This is a genomic window from Thiomonas sp. 13-64-67 (assembly GCF_002282795.1).
GTDB classification, from domain to species: domain Bacteria; phylum Pseudomonadota; class Gammaproteobacteria; order Burkholderiales; family Burkholderiaceae_C; genus Thiomonas; species Thiomonas arsenitoxydans.
This window is the reverse complement of record NZ_NCKP01000071.1, coordinates 1-19340: the sequence shown is the minus strand read 5'-3', so window position 1 is coordinate 19340 and position 19340 is coordinate 1. Positions and strand designations below refer to the sequence as shown.

The window sequence follows — 19340 nt, the reverse complement described above, 5'->3', positions numbered from 1 at the left end:
TTGAGCGGCGAGATTGACCACGCCAAAAGTCCACTGCGCCCCGGCGAATCCGGCGACGATCTTGCTCACTGCGTTGGTCGCCAGGGCAAGGCCGATGGCGAGCAAGGCCTGCCAGGACGAAAAAGCGCCATTGACCGCCATTTGCGCGGCAGAAGCGGCCGCTGCGTGCGCGTCGGCAAATCCTGCCAGCCCGGTTGCCGCCAGCGCCGCATCGCTGCCCAGCATGCTGCGCGCGGCCTCTGCGGCCAGCAGCACGCCCGCAAGAAGAGCAGCAAACAACATCGCCTGCAACGGCTGGAACGGACGCCGTGTGGCCTCCGATTCGTCAGACAAGGCCGAACTCTGCGCCGCGCGCCGCGCCAGACGCCATGTCGCGCCCACCGCCAGCAGCGCGCCTGCCCCGTATAGCCCCACGGCGGGCAGCAGACCAGGGAGCAAAGCCGGATCGATCAGCGCGATGAGCACGCTCAACTCCACCACGGTAGCCAGATTCGACAACAAAGCCGCCCGCAGGCAATCGCCCTGCAGGGCGGCATCCAGCCGTGCGCGTTGCGCCATGCTGGCAATGGTGGCCGTGCTCGAAACAAACCCGCCGGCCAGCCCGGAAAGCGCCAGACCGCGCTGACTGCCAAACGCCCGCACCGCCACATGCCCCACCGACTGAATCGCCATTACCAGCACCGCCAGCAGCCACAGGGTATGCAGGTTCAGCCCCGCCAACCACGCGATGGGCTGATCGGGCAACAGTGGCAGCACGACCAGCGCCGCGGCTGCCAGCAACAGACCGGATTCCAGTTCCTGCGTGCTCAAAACACGTCGCGCGAACCCATGCAGCGTCGTTTTGGCGGCCAAAATCCCCGCGACCGCCACGCCCAGCCCCGCAGCCCAACCGGGCGACTGCTGGGCGAGCGCCCCAACCAAAACAGTGAGCAGCAGGGCGAATTCCGTCGTCAGCCCTGGATCGGACTTGCGTGTTTGCGTATATCCCGCAAACGTCAGCACAGTCGCACCCGCAAGCGCCGCCAGCACAAAACTGCGCAGACCCGCAGGCGATTCAGGCGGCTGACTGCGCTCGCGCTCGATGCCGATCAGCAGGCCGATACCGAGGGCGGCGATCCAGGGAAGGACGGAAGACTCGATCAATCCGGACTTCCACGACGGATCAAGGACGCGCGCAATTTCCGGCCGAATGGTGTGGCTGAGCGCGGATATTGCCTGATTTGGACAAGATCAGATCGACACCCAAAACCGTGTTCAACGTGTTGCTGCATAGACGCAACGTTCCCGCTGCAAATGCGCCACTGGGTTGTTCGGCATGCCCAATGGGCTGGAAAAGAACGGGTTTCTGCATGGGGCGATTGGGCAGAATCTGAATGCCACTCTTCTGTGCTGCAGATCCGCTCTGAATCAAAGTGTCGTCGGCGTCACAGGCTCCATTTTGGTTGCGATCCGTGAAAATGAGCCACTCACCGCTCCCCCAATCTGAATGGCATCCTGACTCTGGGTTACCCGCGCAGAGCGCCACAACCTGATTTTGGGTGATGGCAGACTGTCGCGCCATCATGAAGGCGCTCATCAAGGCATTGCTGCTGACGGTGAGGCGATGCTGAGCAAGCAGATGAGAAAACGCAGGCGCTGCGATTGCAGTCATCAACCCCCCGAGAGCCACGACGACCAACAACTCCGCATAGCTGACGCCACGGCAGTTGTCGATTCGAGATGGGTATGAACTCTGCACTGTGAGACCCTCTGAATGGTTGAGGCAGCCTCAATTATGGCAAGTTCAATCACTGAAAGCAAAATATTCTCTTGATTTTTTGACAAATTAAAAAATTTTTCTTACCAGCAGGAGGCCACCGTGCCTGTGCCGCTTATTGTTTTTGTTCCTGCCTGATTCAGTGAAATTGTGTTGCATTCAGTATCACGGCTAGCTTGAGATCCCTGCGGTACGGCATTCACTTGATAAGTGGACTGGCCGGGCGTGGCGGCAAAGCTGAATTTGTAATCAGCACTCAGATCTGAAGCGCATGAAAGTGTGGGGAGCGTGTTTTTATCTCCTGCCGAATCTTGGTCATATCGCAAGTTGGTCGAGTAATACCGTTCCATATAGTTGGCATACTCACTGAGACAGGCTTCAGCGGCTACTCGTTTGGTTTTGGTGATATGGCTGATGTAGGAGGGGTAGCCGACAGCCGCGATGATGGCCACGATGGCCACGACGATCATCAGTTCGATCAGCGTGAAACCCCGTAGAGCCAGCTGGCGCGCACGGCCGGGGGCAAAAATTGCTCGGTTGAAGTGCCGCATGAATAAGCCTCCGCTCAGGGGTTGATGAGTTCTGCCCAGGAAACACGCCCGGGGTTGGAAACCTGCGGATTGACCTGGGTATTGAAAATGGTGCCGTTTTGATTGGCCAGTAGCGTCGTGCTGATGAAATTGCTCAAGCCGGTGAGCCCCGTGAGCCCGATGCCAGCGATCGGAATGAGGGTTTTGTCGCTCATGGTGACTTTGTCTGAGTCGTTGAAACGGCGATCTCCGTTGCGGTCGAAAAAGATGTCGGTCGGATTCGTGCCTGTGAACGGATTGACGGCCATGATCCAGCCGCGGCCTGATGGGGCGCACACATCGGCGTTGTCTGGAATGAGCGTGCTGCCAACGAGCAGGTTCTGATACGCCTGGTTCGCAACGATCATGCGCTCACCTTGGGCGGCATTAGAGGGAGGCAAGAGGTTCATATACCAGCCATTTTTGGTGGCCATGTCACCAGCAGCTCCCACGCTGACAGTGCGTGCGGGCAAAGTTGCGGCGACTGGCGGAGTGGCGGTCGGATCGGCTGCTGTGCCAGCGATTTCTGCGGTGATGCTGCGCTTGATCAGATCGTTTTTGACAATCGGAAAACTGGCCTGCGACACATTCAGCCCATACCAGCTCTGTACATCCTTATTCGCGAGGTCGTCCTGGCCCAAATAGCGCCCGGTGCCAAAAAACAGCCAGAGATTTCCGGTGTCTGGATCTTTGGCGGCAAACATGGGCGCGGTAATGGGTTGGGCCTTGTTGCTGGCGTCTTTTGCGGTGAACAGCAGGGTGCCCGCGCTGGTTGCGCTGGCAAGATCGAATGACCAGACATTACCTTGCAGATCGCCGGCATAAGCCTTTGTACTGATGCCATTGGCAAGGCTGTCGATCCAGACCGCAGGCGTGGAGAGCCCGTTGTCTGTTGCGGTGTTTGTTGCATGACGGGAGACGGTGCCGTCGTTCAGGCTGATCTGCAACAGTTCGGCAGTGCCGCTGTCACTGTTCATGCCGTTGCCCACCAGAACCGACCATTGACCGTTCGCCGTCTGGGCGATGATGGGTTTGCCGATGATCTGCCCGAGATACCCAGCGGCAACTTCCCAGAGAAATTTCACAGATGCGGGGTCGGTGATGTCCAGGGCGTAGATGGTGCGCGTTGTGCCGCGGCCTGTTGTGCCGACCAGTACCGTACGCCAAGCTGCAGGCGAGCCGGTATAGACGTCCGCCACGGTGATCTCACCGTCGTTGAAATATTGATGGGGGTTTAGCCCAGAGCCATAACTCTTTTGAGCCAGCACACTGGGGTTGGTGGAGGCCGCGAGCACCGCGCCGGGCATGAAGGCAAAGGTTTCCACGCCGGTGTTGGCATTGAAGCCATGCAGCATGCCGTCGTTGGCCGAGACATAAATAGTGGGCGTGCGCGTTGCCTGCGTTGCGGCGAAGGTTTTGAAACTGGCGGAGCCGGTGAAAGTAGCGTTGGCATAGGGGCCCGCTTCGGGCTTGCCCACATAGATCGGCTGCGAGTTGATGATGTCGCCCAGCGCCGTGGTGCGGTTGCGATAGGCGCCGCCGTTGCGAATTTCCTTCGAGGCGTCGCCACGGATGTAATTCACCAGGTCGGTGGTCCAGCCGTACTTGCCGTTGACATGGGTGCCGTCGAACGCCACATAACTGCCGCCGACCAACGTGTAGACGGTACGGGCACCCGCTGCGGGTAGTTGGAGAGCCGCGTCCCAAGCTTCAGTGGTTGCTGCGCCGGTGGTTGCATCGATGTTGAAGGCTTTGAGCGAACCACTCCAGACACCCTCTTTGTAGCTCGCCTGGTAGACACGGCTGCCGCTGTTGAGCTGCGTGGAGTTGGTGGAAAGCGAAGCCGTGCTGCCGATGTTTTCGCTGGCAATCGCCGAGAAGGCCGCCTCGAGAGAGTCCTTCATGGTTTTGGCGTCGCCACCCGTGAAGAAATTGTCTGGGCGTTTGTCCTTCGTGCTCAGCGTCTGGCCATTGGTCCACCACGAAGCGTCTGGAAGCGCCGTTGTGTTGGCATAGGGGTCGTAGTTGGCCGGTACAGAGAAGCCACCGTACTTGGCCGCAAGCCAGTATTGGTTCTTGGCCTTGCCTTCCAGAACCTGGTTTTCCATCACATCGACCCAGTAGGTTGAGACGGTCTGCTTGCCGCTCAGGTCTGACCGCAGATCGACGGTATGGGCGTCGTAGGCTAGGCCGGCGATATAGGCGGAGTTAGAGCGGCCGCTGAAACCGGTACTGTCGTCAGCTGTCATGCCGTTGATGGTGATGCCTTCCAGCGCTGCCACTTTTTGTGTAGCTGTGACGACATTAACTGTCGTGTCGGCGCTGACTTCGCTAGGTACCGCGGGTTCATCATTGCGATTTCCGTTGCCCGGCAGGTTTTTGTCACGGTGGGTGTTCACGTCGCCGATGCCCAGAATGAAGCTACGCTGGCAAGAGTATTTCCAGGGGTCAGTCCAGGTGCGGACGACGGGGAAGCCGTCGGTCATCTTGTAAGCCGTGCCATCCGGATAGTTGCTGATGCTGTTGTACGACTCGACCGGGCCTTGATGTTTCAGGTAGCGCAGCGCGGCGTAATACATCTCGCTTACCGGGTCGTAGCTCTTGTCACTGGCCGTGGTCATCTGACCGAATTTGTTGATGTAATTGATGACTCCACTGTCTTGGATGGCCGGGTCTGCAGAATATGCGCTGGTTGTGTCGGATGCGGCAGTGGGTTGCGGGTTACGGATGAAGGTGCCGTCGGTGGCACTCCATTCGGCCTGAGCGTTGGTGGTAGGCGTGGCTCCCGGTTCATAGGTATTCGGGCCGACAAAGCCTTGCTGCGCTCGAAGCGCCGCGCCGTCCTGCAGCACCTTGGAAATATTGAGATAGCCGAAGACGCTGTAAGTGAATACGGAGGCGTATTTCTGGATCAGCCCTTGGGGCTTGGCATTGCTGCCGTAAGCGACGCAGTTGTCTTCAAGCATGCCGCTTTTGCAGACCTGTACGTCGATGTTGACGGAATAGACCCAGCCAGACTTCACACCCTCAGACGGATCGAATTCGACTGCGCCTTTGCTCTGCGCGACGGCCGGATTATCGAGCAGATAGCGCAAGCTGCGGGATGTGCCGTCTTTGTCGTTGACGCTAGTGCTATTAGCTGAGATGAAGTACATCCGGTTTCCCAGGCCACTGAGTTTTGTCGAAAAGTAGCTAAGGCTGGAAGGAGTGTTGTTCGCTACCGTGGACGCACCGGAAATGTTGAGAGCGCCCGTCCCGGTTTGACCGGTATGCCGCGCCTTTTCCAGAATGGTGAGGTTGGCTGTGTCCACCACCCGGTTGCCACCGGTCAGCGTTGAGCGAAAGACATCGATGGTTTGGGTGGCGGCCCAGTTCAGGTAATTGCCGCTCCATGCTTTGGAGCATGTGCGATTGGTCGCGTCGCTGGCTGGCGCAAAGTAGTTCTTTGTGCCGCCGTTAACGCCCGTGAAGGCTGGCACCGACGTACCTGCGATGGTGTAGCCGTAGCACTTGTTGGGGTCAAAGTAGCCGTAATAGGTTTTGGTCGTATCGAAAGCGCCGACGTTGGCCATGCTCATGATCGTGGGCCATTCCACAGAGGGCGTGAGCACGAGATTGCCGGGGACGTTATTGCTCAGCGTCAACGGTTGCTGGGCTATCGATACCGCAGCCTGTGCGATGGGCGCGGTTAACAAGCTCCAAGTAACGCCAAGCAGGACGAATTTCTTCCAAAGTGGGGGACGATGGGGCATTGCTTGCGGGCTCATGGTGGGTCCCTTGGGGAATAGATTTATGAAATTGCTTGGCGATCAACCGGCGTTATTTGCGTACCCAGGCTTGCAGGGTGACGGTGGCCCGATCGGGCAAAGTGCTTGGGTCGGCGCTGCGCGCGGTGATGCGGTAGAAATGCGCCGTTGGGACAACCGGGGCAGCCCCGTACTGCGCGCTGTTGGCCGTTTGCTGGGGGCCAAGGGCCGTGCGGCGGTCATTCCAGAGGCCCATGTCTTCGATCACATACTGCGGCTGTCCCGCTGCATTGCTGCCCGCGGTGTACTGATTAGCGCCCGTGCCGGTCGGTACTGTCTGCCAAGCGTTGGCGATGGTTGCCTGTGCGGAGGGGTTGTTGTCGCACTGGGTGGCGGCGACGGTGCAGTCGCGCCAGATCACTGCGGTATTCGCTTGCAGCAATCCTTGCGCAACGCGCAGCCCGGCTTCACTGTTCTGCAGCGCGATTTGTCGGTCCTGCAGATTGCTGGACATCTTTTCCTGCAGGGTGGTGCTGCGGATGGCCGCCAGACCGATGACCGTGACGATGAGCAGCAAAATCAGCGAGATGATGAGCGCCACGCCACGCTGGCGCTGCACGGCCCCTGCTTCAAATGAATGGGTCGAATAGATCGATTGCATGGCTTAACTCACACGGTTGCGCAGCGCGATGACGGTCGTAACGGTGCGGTTGAGGGATTTGGCGTTGCTATCCGTCACCGTTTGTTTGGTGGTGCTGGCCAGCGTCAGGGTGACCTGCATCGCATCAACTTCATTCCAGTTGGTCACAGACTTGGCATCGACGTAGTTGGCCGCATTACTCTGGTGATAGAGGATTTGCATGTCTGTGACATTGCGCACGATTTCCTGCGCAGTCGCTGCCAAGCTACCGCTGCTATTGCTCAGCGTCATGCGGTAGAGCGACTGCCCGCCTGTCGGGTTGGTGCCGATGTACCAGTCTGCCGCATTGAGGCGCGAGACCTGGGCATTCGTGCGGAAGGTGTAGGGGTCTGCGGTGCACGCGGTGGCGGGCGGAACTGGAGCGGCTGTTGGGAAGCCGAGGTCTGCGGTGCAGTTTCCAGGGTTGGCGCCAGTGGCGGCCCAAGTCAGTGTTGCGGTGCCTTCGCCGCCGCCCAGCTGAACCAGTGCCGCGTGATCCGGGTCGCAAATCAGCAGCGCGTCGCCGTTCTTCCAATCGGTTGCTGCCGCCCACAGCGTGATGCTGTTTGCTGTCGCAGTTTTAATGCTCAAGCCACCGTTTTCGCTGCCGATAAATTGCACCGAATCGGTAGCGGCGAGCCTGTTGCCTGTTGCTGCGCCAGTGGTGACGGCAGGATCAGCAGAATTAGCTTCGTAGCCGCGGACCGCATTGCCCCAGTTTGCCCACCAGTCTGTTCCGCTGTTTTTCAGCACGTTGGCAATAAAGGTGCCGTTGCCGCAGCCGGTCAACGATGCCTGGCGAGCATCGCGTGTCAGCAATTCAAAGGCGATGCGTGACCCATCCTGCACTTCACCGATCGCCATATTGGTCTTGAAGGAGCTGCGACTGGCCAGAAAGACGCTAACCGCTACGCCGGTCACGACCAGACCAAGCAACATGGCCACCATGAGTTCAACGAGGGTCATGCCGCGCTGGCGGCTCGGTAACGCACCCTGCGCTTTGATTTGGGTAGAGCTTGGGTTCATAGCATGGCCTTGGTGACGAAGGTCTGTGTACTTGAACCGGCAGTGGCGCGACTGTCGTCGAAAGTAACGGTCACGGTGCAATCGCCGTTGCTGTTGCAGTCAATTTTTCCGGTGGCGCCATTTCCCAGGGCGGCTAGCCCGCCTGGTGGCGTGCCGCCAGAGCCCAGGCACCATGCTTGAACCTCGGTATCGGGCCGACCCGTCAGATTTGTGGAAAGCGAACAGCTTGGCGTGCTACCTGTCAACTTGAAGGTGGCGGTCGTGTCGTAGTCGCCGTTGAGTGCGGCGGTTCGATTGGCGCGCAACGAATCGAGAATGGCGTAGGTGACCACGGAGGTTTGGGTGTGCGCCATGGCGCTGTTGTTGTTGGTCATCGACCGCACCAGCAATGTGGACATGCCGAGGAAGCCGATGGACAGCACCAGTACCGCGATCAGGATTTCCAGCAAACCGGCGCCGACCTGAGACTGATGGCCTTTTTCAAAAGGCGCCGATTTACTGTTGGCAAGGGTTGGGTTGCGCATTGGGACAATTTCCAGTTCCGTTCACCGTGCAGGTCACGGCAGTGATGCCGGTAATCAAATAGACGCAGCGGTGTTGATTACTCGGTAGATTGCTGGCGTAGAGATCCATCACCAAGCCTGAGAATCCGGCGTTTGCCGTCGACTGTCTCAGGAATCCGGCTGGCGAAGCGATCAACGCCTTTCCGCTGACTTTTTGAACGCCCGCTGGCAGCGCTGGGGCGGCGGCGAGCGTTGTTCCGGCGGCGTCGGTGTTTTTGATCTGCGCGCTGTTGGTGAAACTGACATCCTGATTGCGTTTGACGGCTTCGGATTTGGCTAAATTCAGTGCATACACCACGGCGTTGGCGCTGGTGCTCAGTTTGTTGCTGAGCATCAGGTTCTGAAAGTTGGGGACGGCAACCGCCAAAAGAACTGCTGCGACCGTGATGGTGACGAGCAATTCGATCAACGTGAAGCCAGAAATTCTGTGGTTCACAGTGGTTTCCAAATTGAAACAATGTGACCAAAGTTTTCCATGCATCGCAGGCTCGTGCGCAGACTTTCCGACGAACGGTCGTTTATGGCCGACGAACGGTATTTTTTGTATCAATCGGTGCAACAACACCCCACAGCCTGAGCGCTGAAGGGGGGCTGAAGAGACCTCAGTCGCAGCGTTCGCTGCTGACTTCTACGCCTTGGCCCTGGGCGCAGAGCCAGAGGGCCTGCGCGCGGGGAGCTCTCCGCCTTGCCAGTGGTTGCGCGGGCGGTGGGTGTGGCCGTGGATCATCCAGGTGCAGGCGGCGCGGGCCAGCCAGCGGCGGGCCTCGGCGGGATCGGCGTCGGCCCAGTTTTCGGGGCGGGCTTGCGCGGCGTGGCTGGCTGCGCGCATGGCGCGGGCCTGCTGCACGCGCGCAGTGAGCGGCTGGGCCAGCACTTGCCGCTGCCACTCGGCGTTGCGCACGGTGGCGCGGAATTGTTGGTAGGCGGTGTCGGCGGTGCAGAGCAGGTCGCCGTGGGTGAGGAGGGTGCGCTCGGCCTGAAACGTGAGCACGACGGGGTCGGGCAGGATTTGCGCGCCGGTGGCTTGCTGGAACCGCTGGCCGAGCAGAAAGTCGCGGTTGCCGTGCTGCACGAACAGGGCGCGGCCCGAATCGGTGTAGGCGCGCAGCGCGCCCGCGATGTCTTGGGCGCAGGCGGCGTCTTCAGGTGCGACGGCCAGCGCGGAGGGGTCGAGCAGATCGTCGCCGATCCAGGCCTCGAACAGGTCGCCCAGGATGAACAGGGCGTCGGCCGCGCGGGCGGCGTCGGCTAGCCAGGCGATGAAAGTTTGCGTGGTGCGCGGGGCCTGCGCACCTAGATGAAGATCGGAGACGAGGGCGATGCGCCGCCAGGCAGGCGGGGCAATCAGGCTGGGGAACGCGGGCTCGGGGCGGGGGGCGTGCGCGGCGTCCTCTGCGGACAAGGTGTTAGCCGACACGCGAACTGCCGCCCCGATCTTGCGGTGATGCCGTTGTCAAACTTCGCGCCGTCAGACTTCGACGGCTTTGAGGATGACCACGTCTTCTTGCGGCACGTCGTCGTGAAAGCCCTTGCGGCCGGTTTTCGACCACTTTGCCGAACACGGCGTAGCCCCAGCCTTGCGCCGTGGGGGCGGTGTGGTTGAGGAAGGCGTTGTCGGCGACGTTGATGAAAAACTGCGCGGTGGCCGAATGCGGATCGGAGGTGCGGGCCATGGCGAGGGTGTAGCGGTCGTTTTTGAGGCCGTTGTTGGCTTCGTTCTGAATCGGGGCGAGGGTGGGCTTTTGCTTCATGCCGGGCTCGAAGCCGCCGCCCTGGATCATGAAACCGTCGATCACGCGGTGAAATACGGTGCCGTCGAAGTGGCCCGAGCGCACATAGGCGAGGAAGTTTTCGCTCGACTTGGGGGCGTGCTCGGTGTCGAGTTCGATGCGGATGTTGCCGTGGTTGGTTTGGAGTTCGACCATGATGGGCTTTCTGTTTTCAGCTTTAGTTGAGGAGTTTGGCGTCTTCGATGACGATGGGCTTGACGGGCACGTCCTGGAACATGCCTTCGTTCTTGGTCGGCACGGCCACGATCTTCTCGATTATGTTCATGCCTGAAATGACCTTGCCGAACACGGCGTAGCCGTAGCCGTCGGGCTTGGGATAGTCGAGGCTGGGGTTGTCGACCACGTTGACGAAGAACTGCGAGGTGGCCGAGTTGGGGTCGGAGGTGCGCGCCATGGCGATGGTGCCCTTGAGGTTGCGCAGGCCGTTCTGACTCTCCAGCGGAATGGGCGCGCGGGTGGGTTTTTTCTGCATGTCGGCGGTGAAGCCGCCGCCTTGCACCATGAAGCCGGGAATCACGCGGTGAAAAATGGTGCCTTTGTAGAAGCCGCTTTTCACATAGTCGAGAAAATTGGCCACGGTTTTAGGCGCCCGGGCCGGGTCGAGCTGCACTACGAAATTGCCCATGGTGGTGACGAATTCCACCTTGGGTTGCGCGGCGGGGGCTTCGGCGGCATGTGCTGCGGGCAGGGCCGCTGCGGACACCAAACTCAGCGCGGCGAGTACGGGGGCGATGTGCTGCCGCATGATGCGTCGCCAATTGGGGATCGATGAGTGGGACAGGGTGGTCAGGCTGGAATTCATTACGAAACGCTTCCTTGAAAAATGAGTTGCCACTGGTTGTTGCGCTGGGCCCAGTACTGACGATAGAGCGGGCTGGAGGGCGCACCGGCCGCACTGTACTGCACCACCCTTTGCCCCGGGTATTGCAGGACGGTGAGCGCGCCGGGGGTGATGGATGGGTTGCGCGCAGGCGCGTGCGCAGTATTCGGCGCCGAGGCGCTGGCGGCGAGCGTGTCTTGCGGACGCGCACCTTGCGCAGCCGCCTGAACGACGTCGGTCTGCAACTGCGCCGTGATGCGCTGGCGCTGGGCAGCCCACTGCGAGGCGCTCAGCCATTGCACATGGCGGGTGATGACCACCGGGGTGCTGCCCGCCGGGGTGTCGGCCATGAGGCTGAGCACGTCCGGGTTGGATAGCACCACGCAGCCGTCAGATGCCAGGGGAACGCGGGCATAGCTGCCCGGCGGTGTGCCGTGCAGCCAGACGCCAAAGCCGGTATGGCCTTGCTGCTTGTCCCACTCGTTGGGGTAGTTCAGCGTGAGCGCGCCGGCGCCATAGAGTGGTTTGAGGTCTTTGGCGCCGATTTTGCGGGTGATGAAGTAAATGCCCAGCGGCGTTTTCATATCGCCGACCTGGGTCTTGCCCGCGCCGAATTTGCCCTGGCTGAAGTAGTAGCTCGCCTCGAGCTGGGGTACGCCGTTGCGCTGCTCAAAAAGATACAGACGCGAACGGGCGGTATCCACCACGATGGCGCGCTGCACGTCGGGCGCCAGCGCCACCAGATTGGCGGCAATCGCCCCGGTCGGGGGCGGTGCGGTGTAGGCGGCGAGGCGGGCCAGGGCCTCCGCCCGAAGTTCCAGAACGCGGGCGTGCTGCTGCGCCTGTTGTTCCGAAAGCGCGGGTGGCGGGGCCGCGGCGAAGCCCGCAGGATTTCCGGCGCTGGCTTGCATGACATCGCCCAGAAGCAATTGCGCCAGGGAGAAATGCGGGTAGTCCCGCGCCAGTTGCTCGGCCTGGGCCCGCGCCGCGTCGAGGTGGCCGGCAGCGACTTCGGCGTAAGCGTGGAGCAGGCGCCGTTCCGCGCCGTCCTGGTTGGGGGGTGCGCTCAGCGAGGTGGTGAGTTTGAGCAGGGTGCGCGCCGAAACGACGGGTTGCTGCACTGAACCGGTGGACGGGCCTGCGGTGTTGCTGGCCAGCTCGCCTGCTGGTTCGGCCGCCGGGTCATGCAGCAGGCGACTGCCCGGTGCGGCGCTGGGCACCGCGTTGTAGTCGGTCGCGGCGCGGGCCGCGAACACCAGCGGCACGCACAGCAGCGCCCAAGGCAACAACTTGCGAAGAGGCGGGCGGCGGAATGCGGGCCACTTGCCGTTTTCACGCTGCATTTGCAGGGTTTTCGGGCCGTCAAAATCGAGCGAGCCGGAGGTGTAGTGCTGACGGAAGCGCGCGGTGGCTTTGTCGCCGTCGATCTGCACCTTGAGGGCGTGCACTTTCACCGTGATCTTGGCTTTGTCGGAAATGCGGGCTCGACGCTGATCTTTCCAGGCGCTCAGGCTCATACCCTTGTCAGGCTTGAAATTGGGGGCGTAGGCGGCGAAATAGCCAGGCAGATTCTTGTTTTGCCAGGCGTCGGCCCAGCGCTCGACCGCTTCGGACACCGCGGCCTGTTCGCTGGCGTTGGTCTGAGCAGGCGCAGCGGCGGGCGCTGGTTTGTTTTCAGCGGGTGCGGGCGCGGCAGGTTTGGCGGCCACTGGGGCCGTCGGCGCGGGCTCGGGTTTGGCCGCGGGTTTTTCGGCGGCGACCACTAACGGCTTCGGCGCAGGCGCGACTGCTGCGGGCTTGATCTCGGTTTTGGTTTCTTTCGCGGGCTGCGCCGTGGTTACTTTCAAGGGCGCCGCAGAGGCGGCTTGAACGGCGGGATTTTTGCCCTGCTCGAACAATTCGCGAATCAGATTGAGCTTAACGCGGGCGCTGGCGTTTTCATCGGGGGCGAGTTGCAGCGCCTTTTGATAGGCCTGGCTGGCGAGCTTGGCGTAAATATCGCCCAGGTTGGCCTGGGCGGTGGCGTAGCTCGGGTTGGTGCGTATGGCCATATCGAGCGCGGCGCGGGCTTTGTCGTACTGCCCTTGCTGAGCGTAGAGCACGGCCAGATTGTTATAGGGCTCGGGCAGTTCGGGGTATTGCTCGGTGAGCGACTGAAAGATTTTGATGGCCTGGGCGTCTTTTTTCTGCTCGGTGAGGATGACGCCCTTCAAAAACTGGTACTGCGGGTCTTTGGGCTTTTGCGCCAGCAGCGTGTCCACCTGCGTCAGCGCACTGCTCAGATCGCCTTTTTGCAGACTTTGGCTGACACTGGCTGCGTCTGCCGCCCAGACGGTTGGTGCACTCAGCGTGAGGGCGATCAGGGTGGCGAGGAGGCGATTTCGCATTGGGTGACTAAGTGAGTGGTCTGAAGTCTGGATAAGCGCCGTGCCGACTGGCGATGCGCAGCACGGATTCAAGTGCAGCGCGTCAAGCCGGAAACTGGCTGCTTGTGCTAAGTTTTTAATTTTATCTGGGGACATGGCGCGCCCGCGCACAAACCGCTGTTCCCAAACCCAATTCCATGACTGCGTTGCATCTACACAATACCCTCACCCGCGGGAAAGACCGTTTCGTGCCCATCGAGCCAGGCCATGTCCGCATGTATGTTTGCGGCATGACGGTGTACGACTACTGTCATATCGGGCACGCGCGGGTGATGGTGGTGTTCGATCTGCTGCAGCGCTGGCTCAAGGCGCAGGGCTTGCGCGTCACCTATGTGCGCAACATCACCGACATCGACGACAAAATCATTCGCCGCGCGCAGGAAAACGGCGAAACCATCCGTGCCTTGACCGATCGCTTCATCGCCGCCATGCACGAAGATGCCGACGCCCTTGGCGTGGAGCGGCCTACGCATGAGCCGCGCGCCACCGACTATGTGCCGCAGATGCTCGACCTGATCGGCAAGCTCAAAACGCGCGGTCTGGCCTATCGCGACAGCGCGGGCGATGTGAACTTTCATGTGCGCGCGTTTCCCGGCTACGGCAAGTTGTCGGGCAAGTCGCTCGATGAACTGCGCGCGGGAGAGCGCGTGGAGGTCGATACCGCCAAGCAAGATCCGCTGGACTTTGTGCTGTGGAAAGCGGCCAAACCCGCCGAGCCCGAGGAGGTGAAATGGCCTTCCGATGACGGCCCGGGCCGTCCGGGCTGGCATATCGAATGTTCGGCCATGAGCTGCGCGCTGCTGGGCGAGACTTTCGATATTCACGGCGGCGGGGCCGATCTGCAATTTCCGCATCACGAGAACGAAATCGCGCAAAGCGAGGGGGCCAGCGGCAAGCCCATGGCCAATGTCTGGCTGCACAACGGTTTCGTGCGGGTGGACGGCGAGAAGATGTCCAAATCGCTGGGCAATTTTTTCACCATCCGCGACATCCTCCAGCATGTGGACGCCGAAACCGTGCGGCTGTTCATCGTCCGTGCGCACTATCGCAGCCCGCTGAACTACAGCGACGAACACCTGCAAGACGCCCACGCTGCGCTCACCCGTCTCTACACCGCGCTCGACCCGTTCGCCGATCTGCCTGCACGGCTCGACTGGAGCCACCCGCGCGCGCAGGCCTTTGCCGCCGCGATGAATGACGATCTCAATACACCCGAGGCCATGGCGGTGTTGTTCGAGCTGGCGACCGAGGTCAACAAAACGGGCGATGCCGATCTAGCGGCGCTGCTGAAAGGGTTGGGCGGCGTGCTCGGTCTGCTGCAGCAGAATCCGCGCGAGTTCCTGCAAAGCAAGGCTGCCGCGGTGGATGCGGCGTGGGTGGAGCAATTGGTGCAGGCCCGCATCGCCGCCAAACAGGCGCGCAACTTTGCCGAGGCCGATCGCATCCGCGCCGAGCTCAGCGCCAAGGGCATCGTGCTCGAAGACAAGCCGGGCGGGATCACGGTATGGAGGGCGGCTTGATGGCGCGAGCACCGGCTTGGTCGGATACGGTCGTCTCCACCAAAGGCCCCATCCCGCTCGATTGGGACAAGGCCTGCGCCCACCTGCAGCGCACCGATCGCGTGATGCGCAAACTCATCAAGACGCATGCGGGCACGCGGTTGCAAAGCCGGGGCGATCCGTTTCAGACGCTGGCGCGTTCCATCATCGGCCAGCAGATTTCCGTCAAGGCGGCGCAGACGGTCTGGGATCGGCTCTGTGCCGCCGTGCCGCAAGTCGCGCCGGAACATCTGGTCGGCCTCGATGATGAGGCTCTGCGTGCTTGCGGCCTGTCGGGTCGCAAGGCGGGCTATGTGCGCGACCTCGCTGTCAAATTCCACGCCGGGGAGGTGCATCCGGACCAATGGCAGGAGATGCCCGACGAGGCCATCGCCGCTGAACTGCTGACCATCCGCGGGATTGGCCGCTGGACGGCGGACATGTTTCTGATCTTTCACCTGATGCGCCCGGACGTCCTGCCCTTGGGCGATCTGGGGCTGATCAAAGGCGTGAGCCAGACTTACTTCGCCGGCGAGCCCGTGACCCAGAGCGAGGTGCGCGAAGTGGCCGCCGCCTGGGCGCCGTGGCGTTCAGTGGGGACTTGGTATATTTGGCGAAGTCTGGACCCGTTGCCGGTTGCGTATTGATTTGCGCATTGTTTTGCATGTTTGCAACGCAGGAGCGGATCATTTCCCGAGGTGAATATGAGCAAAAAAGTCTTTCTCGATTTCGAGCAACCGGTTGCCGAACTCGAGAACAAAATCGACGAACTGCGCTTTGTGCAGGATGAATCGGCGGTCGATATTTCCGAAGAAATCGGGCGCTTGCAGAAAAAAAGCCAGCAGCTCACCAAAGACCTCTACGCCAAGCTCACGCCATGGCAGACCACGCAGATTGCGCGGCACGCCCAGCGGCCTTACACACTCGACTACGCCAACCAGATCTTCACCGACTTTCACGAGCTGCACGGCGATCGCGCCTATGCCGACGACCTGTCCATCGTGGGCGGCCTGGCGCGTCTAGGCGGGCAGGCCTGCATGGTGATCGGCCACCAGAAGGGGCGCGACACCAAAGAGCGCGCGATGCGCAACTTCGGCATGCCCAAGCCCGAGGGCTATCGCAAGGCGCTGCGGCTGATGAAACTGGCCGAAAAATTCCACCTGCCTATTTTCACCTTTGTCGATACGCCTGGCGCCTATCCCGGCATCGACGCCGAAGAGCGCAGTCAGTCCGAAGCCATCGGCCGCAATATCTACGAGATGGCGCAGCTCGAAGTGCCCATCATTTCCACCATCATTGGTGAGGGCGGTTCTGGCGGGGCGCTGGCCATTGCGGTGTGCGACCAGTTGCTCATGCTGCAGTATTCGATTTACTCGGTGATTTCGCCCGAGGGCTGCGCCTCCATTCTTTGGAAGAGCGCAGAAAAAGCGCCGGAAGCCGCCGAGGCGCTGGGCCTGACCGCGCATCGGCTCAAGGCGCTGGGCCTGGTGGACAAGATCGTCAGCGAGCCGGTGGGCGGCGCACACCGCGACCCTGCGGCGATGGCGGCTTCGCTCAAGCGCGCGCTGGGCGAATCGCTGCGCCACTTTCAGCACACCAAGCCGGCCGATCTGGTGAAGCAGCGGCTGGAGCGGCTGCAGGGTTTTGGCAAATTCGAAGACACCAAGACGGCGGGACGTTGACCGCCCTCGTCGGTTCACTTGATGGGTCCACCTCGTCGGCTTCACAGTCGGCGCTGCCCTTCTTGAACAACCCCGCGCTTGCCGCGCTCAGGCGTTTCGCGTCGCAACACCCCGGCGTTGCCCAGGCCGAGCGCATCGGCATTGCCTTCAGCGGCGGGGCCGATTCCACGGCTTTGCTGCTTGCGGCCCGCACGGTCTGGGGCGGTGGGCGGCTTTGTGCCTTGCACGTCAATCATGGCTTGCAAACCTCGGCCCAGTTGTTCGCGCAACATTGCGCCCAAGCCTGCGCCGCCCTCGATGTGGCGTATGCCGAGGCCACTCTGCAGGTCGACGTGGCGCGGGGGCAGAGCTTGGAAGAAGTCGCGCGCGAGGCCCGCTATTTGGCGCTGGCCAAGCTTGCGCGCGAGCAAAACTGCGCGGTGGTTCTGCTTGCGCAGCATGGGGACGATCAGGTTGAGACGCTCTTGCTCGCCTTGTTGCGCGGGGCAGGGCCGCGCGGCTTGGCGGCGATGCCCGCGCAGATGCAGCGCCACGGCTGCAGCTTTGCGCGACCCTTGCTGGACTGCGGCGCGGCCGAATTGCGGAGCTGGCTTAAGTCGCAGGCGGTGAGCTTTCTGGACGATCCGATGAACGCCGACCCCGCGTTCCGACGCAGCCGCATCCGGCATGAACTGGTGCCGGTTCTCGCCCTGCTCGAACCCGCCTATCGGCAGACGCTGGGCCGCAGCGCCGCCTTGTGCGCAGCGGCCGACGCGCAGATTCAATCGACGGCGGCACAGCAATTGCGCCTCTGCCTGCAACCCCAGGGGCTGGATCTTGCGGCCTTGCGCGCACTGGGCGCGGCCGCCGCCAGCGAAGTGTTGCGGCTCTGGCTGCGGCAAAACGGGCAGCGCTTGGACCGTGCGCGAACCGACGAGCTGGTGCGACAAGTCTTGCGGACCGGGCAGGGCGCGCATCGCCTCGAACTGCGTCTGCCAGGCGGCATCCTTCAGCGTCAGGGGGCTTGTCTGCGTCTGAAATGGGGCGATGCCGCAGCAGAGAACGCCTAGAATGCGAAGCTTTGCAGCGAATCGGTCAGGTGCATCGTGCGCCGGGCAAAGAGACTTTCGCAGCTCTCGAACGCATTTCTCATGGCACTCATCGTCCAGAAATACGGCGGCACCTCGGTGGGGTCAGCCGAACGGATCAAAAACGTGGCCCGGCGCGTGGCCAAGTGGCACGAAGCCGGGCATCAGGTCGTGGTGGTGGTCTCCGCGATGTCGGGTGAAACCAATCGCCTGATCGCGCTGGCCAAAGAAATCCAACCCCAGCCCGATCCGCGCGAACTCGACGTCGTGGCTTCGACCGGCGAGCAGGTCACCATCGGCCTGTTGTCCATGGCGCTGCAGGCGCTGGGACGCAAAGCTCGAAGCTACACCGGCGCGCAGATCGCCGTGCATACCGACAGCGCCTTCACCAAGGCCCGCATCGAGTCCATCGACGCCGACAAACTCAAGGCCGATCTCGCTCAGGGCATCATCCCCGTCGTTGCCGGGTTTCAAGGCGTGGACGCGCAGGGCAACATCACCACCCTGGGCCGGGGCGGCTCAGATACCTCGGGCGTGGCGCTCGCAGCGGCCTTGCAGGCCGACGAGTGCCAGATCTACACCGACGTCGACGGCGTCTACACCACCGATCCGCGCATCGTTCCCGAAGCCCGTCGGCTCGACACCATCACCTTCGAAGAAATGCTGGAAATGGCCAGCCTCGGCTCCAAGGTGCTGCAAATCCGCTCGGTGGAATTCGCGGGCAAGTACAAGGTTCGCCTGCGCGTGCTCTCCAGCCTGACCCTGTGGGACCTGCCGCTGGAGCAAGAGTCGCGCAGCGGCACACTCATCACCTTTGAGGAAGACGAAAACATGGAACAAGCCGTGGTGTCGGGTATCGCCTTTGCCCGCGACGAAGCCAAGATCATCGTGGTCGGCGTGCCCGACCGTCCCGGCATCGCCTATCAGATTCTCAGCGCCGTGGGCGAGGCCAATATCGAAGTCGACATGATTCTGCAAAACCAGAGCGTGGCCGGTTTCACCGACTTCACCTTCACCGTGGGCCGGGGCGATTACGCGCGTGCGCTCGACATTCTCAAGTCCAGCGTGCAGGCCCACATCGGCGCCAAGGAAATTCTCGGCGATCCGAAAGTGTGCAAGGTTTCCATCGTGGGCATGGGCATGCGCTCGCACGCCGGCGTGGCCAGCAAAATGTTCCGCACCCTGTCGGAAGAAGGCATCAACATCCAGATGATTTCCACCTCGGAAATCAAGGTCTCGGTGGTCATCGAAGAAAAGTACATGGAGCTTGCGGTGCGCTCCTTGCACAAGGCCTTCGACCTAGAACAAAGCGTCTGAGCCGCGACGTTTTCCGTCAAGGTGGCGATCGCAGGTGAATGCGTGTAATAATTGCCGACTTTGCTGAACGCATGAAGCCACAAGCAATTTGCCAAAAGGAAACTTGAGGCAACTGGAGACGTGACCGAGTGGCCGAAGGTGCTCCCCTGCTAAGGGAGTATGTGCCAAAAGCGCATCAAGGGTTCGAATCCCTTCGTCTCCGCCAATACGAAACCCTAAGTAATTGATTTACTTAGGGTTTTTTCTTTTTTGCGGCGCTGAGGTATGCCATCGGGTATGCCATGAAAAGTTGCTTCTATTTGGCAACCGTTGTCCGGTATTGACTGATTGTTCATGTTTCGTGGCGTCGATCGGGTAAGAA

Annotated in this window: 16 protein-coding genes, 1 tRNA gene and 1 pseudogene; 6 read left to right on the top strand and 12 right to left on the bottom strand. The window is 61.4% G+C overall.

All coding sequences use genetic code 11. The features are described 5' to 3' along the window. From B7X30_RS13695 to B7X30_RS13640, 12 genes and pseudogenes are all read right to left on the bottom strand, one after another. Positions 1-1143 (bottom strand): MgtC/SapB family protein (locus B7X30_RS13695; protein ID WP_286731256.1); only part of this gene is annotated, 1143 nt, incomplete at its 3' end. A 19-nt stretch (positions 1144-1162) separates the two neighbouring features. After that, positions 1163-1651 (bottom strand): GspH/FimT family protein, encoded by a 489-nt coding sequence (locus B7X30_RS13690; RefSeq protein WP_286731254.1) that lies wholly within the window; start codon positions 1649-1651, stop codon positions 1163-1165. 188 nt (positions 1652-1839) lie between these two features. Next, positions 1840-2307 carry a type IV pilin protein gene (locus tag B7X30_RS13685; RefSeq protein WP_013104563.1) on the bottom strand — a complete coding sequence of 156 codons (468 nt, stop codon included), beginning with the start codon at positions 2305-2307 and terminating at the stop codon, positions 1840-1842. A gap of 14 nt (positions 2308-2321) precedes the next feature. Then, entirely contained in the window at positions 2322-6092 is a 3771-nt protein-coding gene (locus B7X30_RS13680) for a pilus assembly protein (protein WP_286731248.1), read from the bottom strand. 52 nt (positions 6093-6144) lie between these two features. Continuing rightward, entirely contained in the window at positions 6145-6732 is a 588-nt protein-coding gene (locus tag B7X30_RS13675; RefSeq protein ID WP_286731245.1) for a pilus assembly PilX family protein, read from the bottom strand. Between the two features lie 3 nt (positions 6733-6735). Then, entirely contained in the window at positions 6736-7776 is a 1041-nt protein-coding gene (locus B7X30_RS13670) for a PilW family protein (RefSeq protein WP_286731242.1), read from the bottom strand. Beyond that, the gene (gene pilV / locus B7X30_RS13665; RefSeq protein WP_286731239.1) at positions 7773-8300 is read right to left on the bottom strand and encodes a type IV pilus modification protein PilV; all 528 of its coding nucleotides are present in this window, start codon (positions 8298-8300) and stop codon (positions 7773-7775) included. The genes B7X30_RS13670 and pilV overlap by 4 nt, the downstream gene beginning before the upstream one ends. Beyond that, positions 8272-8820 (bottom strand): pilus assembly FimT family protein, encoded by a 549-nt coding sequence (locus B7X30_RS13660; RefSeq protein ID WP_286731236.1) that lies wholly within the window; start codon positions 8818-8820, stop codon positions 8272-8274. The genes pilV and B7X30_RS13660 overlap by 29 nt, the downstream gene beginning before the upstream one ends. A 147-nt stretch (positions 8821-8967) precedes the next feature. Then, complete coding sequence (locus B7X30_RS13655; RefSeq protein WP_286731233.1) at positions 8968-9741, bottom strand: UDP-2,3-diacylglucosamine diphosphatase; 774 nt, start codon at positions 9739-9741, stop codon at positions 8968-8970. Positions 9742-9807: 66 nt separating this feature from the next. Next, positions 9808-10264 (bottom strand): annotated as a pseudogene (locus B7X30_RS13650) (peptidylprolyl isomerase). Positions 10265-10286: 22 nt separating this feature from the next. After that, entirely contained in the window at positions 10287-10874 is a 588-nt protein-coding gene (locus B7X30_RS13645; protein ID WP_286731257.1) for a peptidylprolyl isomerase, read from the bottom strand. 56 nt (positions 10875-10930) lie between these two features. Then, positions 10931-13336: a L,D-transpeptidase family protein gene (locus tag B7X30_RS13640; protein ID WP_286731230.1), complete on the bottom strand. Its 2406-nt coding sequence runs from the start codon at positions 13334-13336 to the stop codon at positions 10931-10933. Between the two features lie 176 nt (positions 13337-13512). Between B7X30_RS13640 and cysS the strand changes: the two genes are divergently transcribed. The 6 genes from cysS to B7X30_RS13610 all read left to right on the top strand — a co-directional run bounded on the left by cysS (position 13513) and on the right by B7X30_RS13610 (position 19184). Next, complete coding sequence (gene cysS, locus B7X30_RS13635) at positions 13513-14895, top strand: cysteine--tRNA ligase (protein ID WP_286731228.1); 1383 nt, start codon at positions 13513-13515, stop codon at positions 14893-14895. Beyond that, positions 14895-15560, top strand: coding sequence for a DNA-3-methyladenine glycosylase family protein (locus B7X30_RS13630; RefSeq protein WP_041608863.1), 666 nt, complete (start codon positions 14895-14897; stop codon positions 15558-15560). Before cysS ends, B7X30_RS13630 begins: the two co-directional genes overlap by 1 nt. A 57-nt stretch (positions 15561-15617) precedes the next feature. Beyond that, complete coding sequence (locus tag B7X30_RS13625) at positions 15618-16595, top strand: acetyl-CoA carboxylase carboxyltransferase subunit alpha (protein WP_013122197.1); 978 nt, start codon at positions 15618-15620, stop codon at positions 16593-16595. Between the two features lie 62 nt (positions 16596-16657). After that, positions 16658-17644: a tRNA lysidine(34) synthetase TilS gene (tilS, locus tag B7X30_RS13620; RefSeq protein WP_286731225.1), complete on the top strand. Its 987-nt coding sequence runs from the start codon at positions 16658-16660 to the stop codon at positions 17642-17644. Positions 17645-17725: 81 nt separating this feature from the next. Next, a complete protein-coding gene (locus B7X30_RS13615; protein ID WP_286731224.1) occupies positions 17726-18979 on the top strand; it encodes an aspartate kinase in 1254 nt (417 codons plus the stop codon). Between the two features lie 114 nt (positions 18980-19093). Then, positions 19094-19184 (top strand) — tRNA-Ser (locus B7X30_RS13610). The last annotated feature ends 156 nt before the right edge of the window (positions 19185-19340 follow it).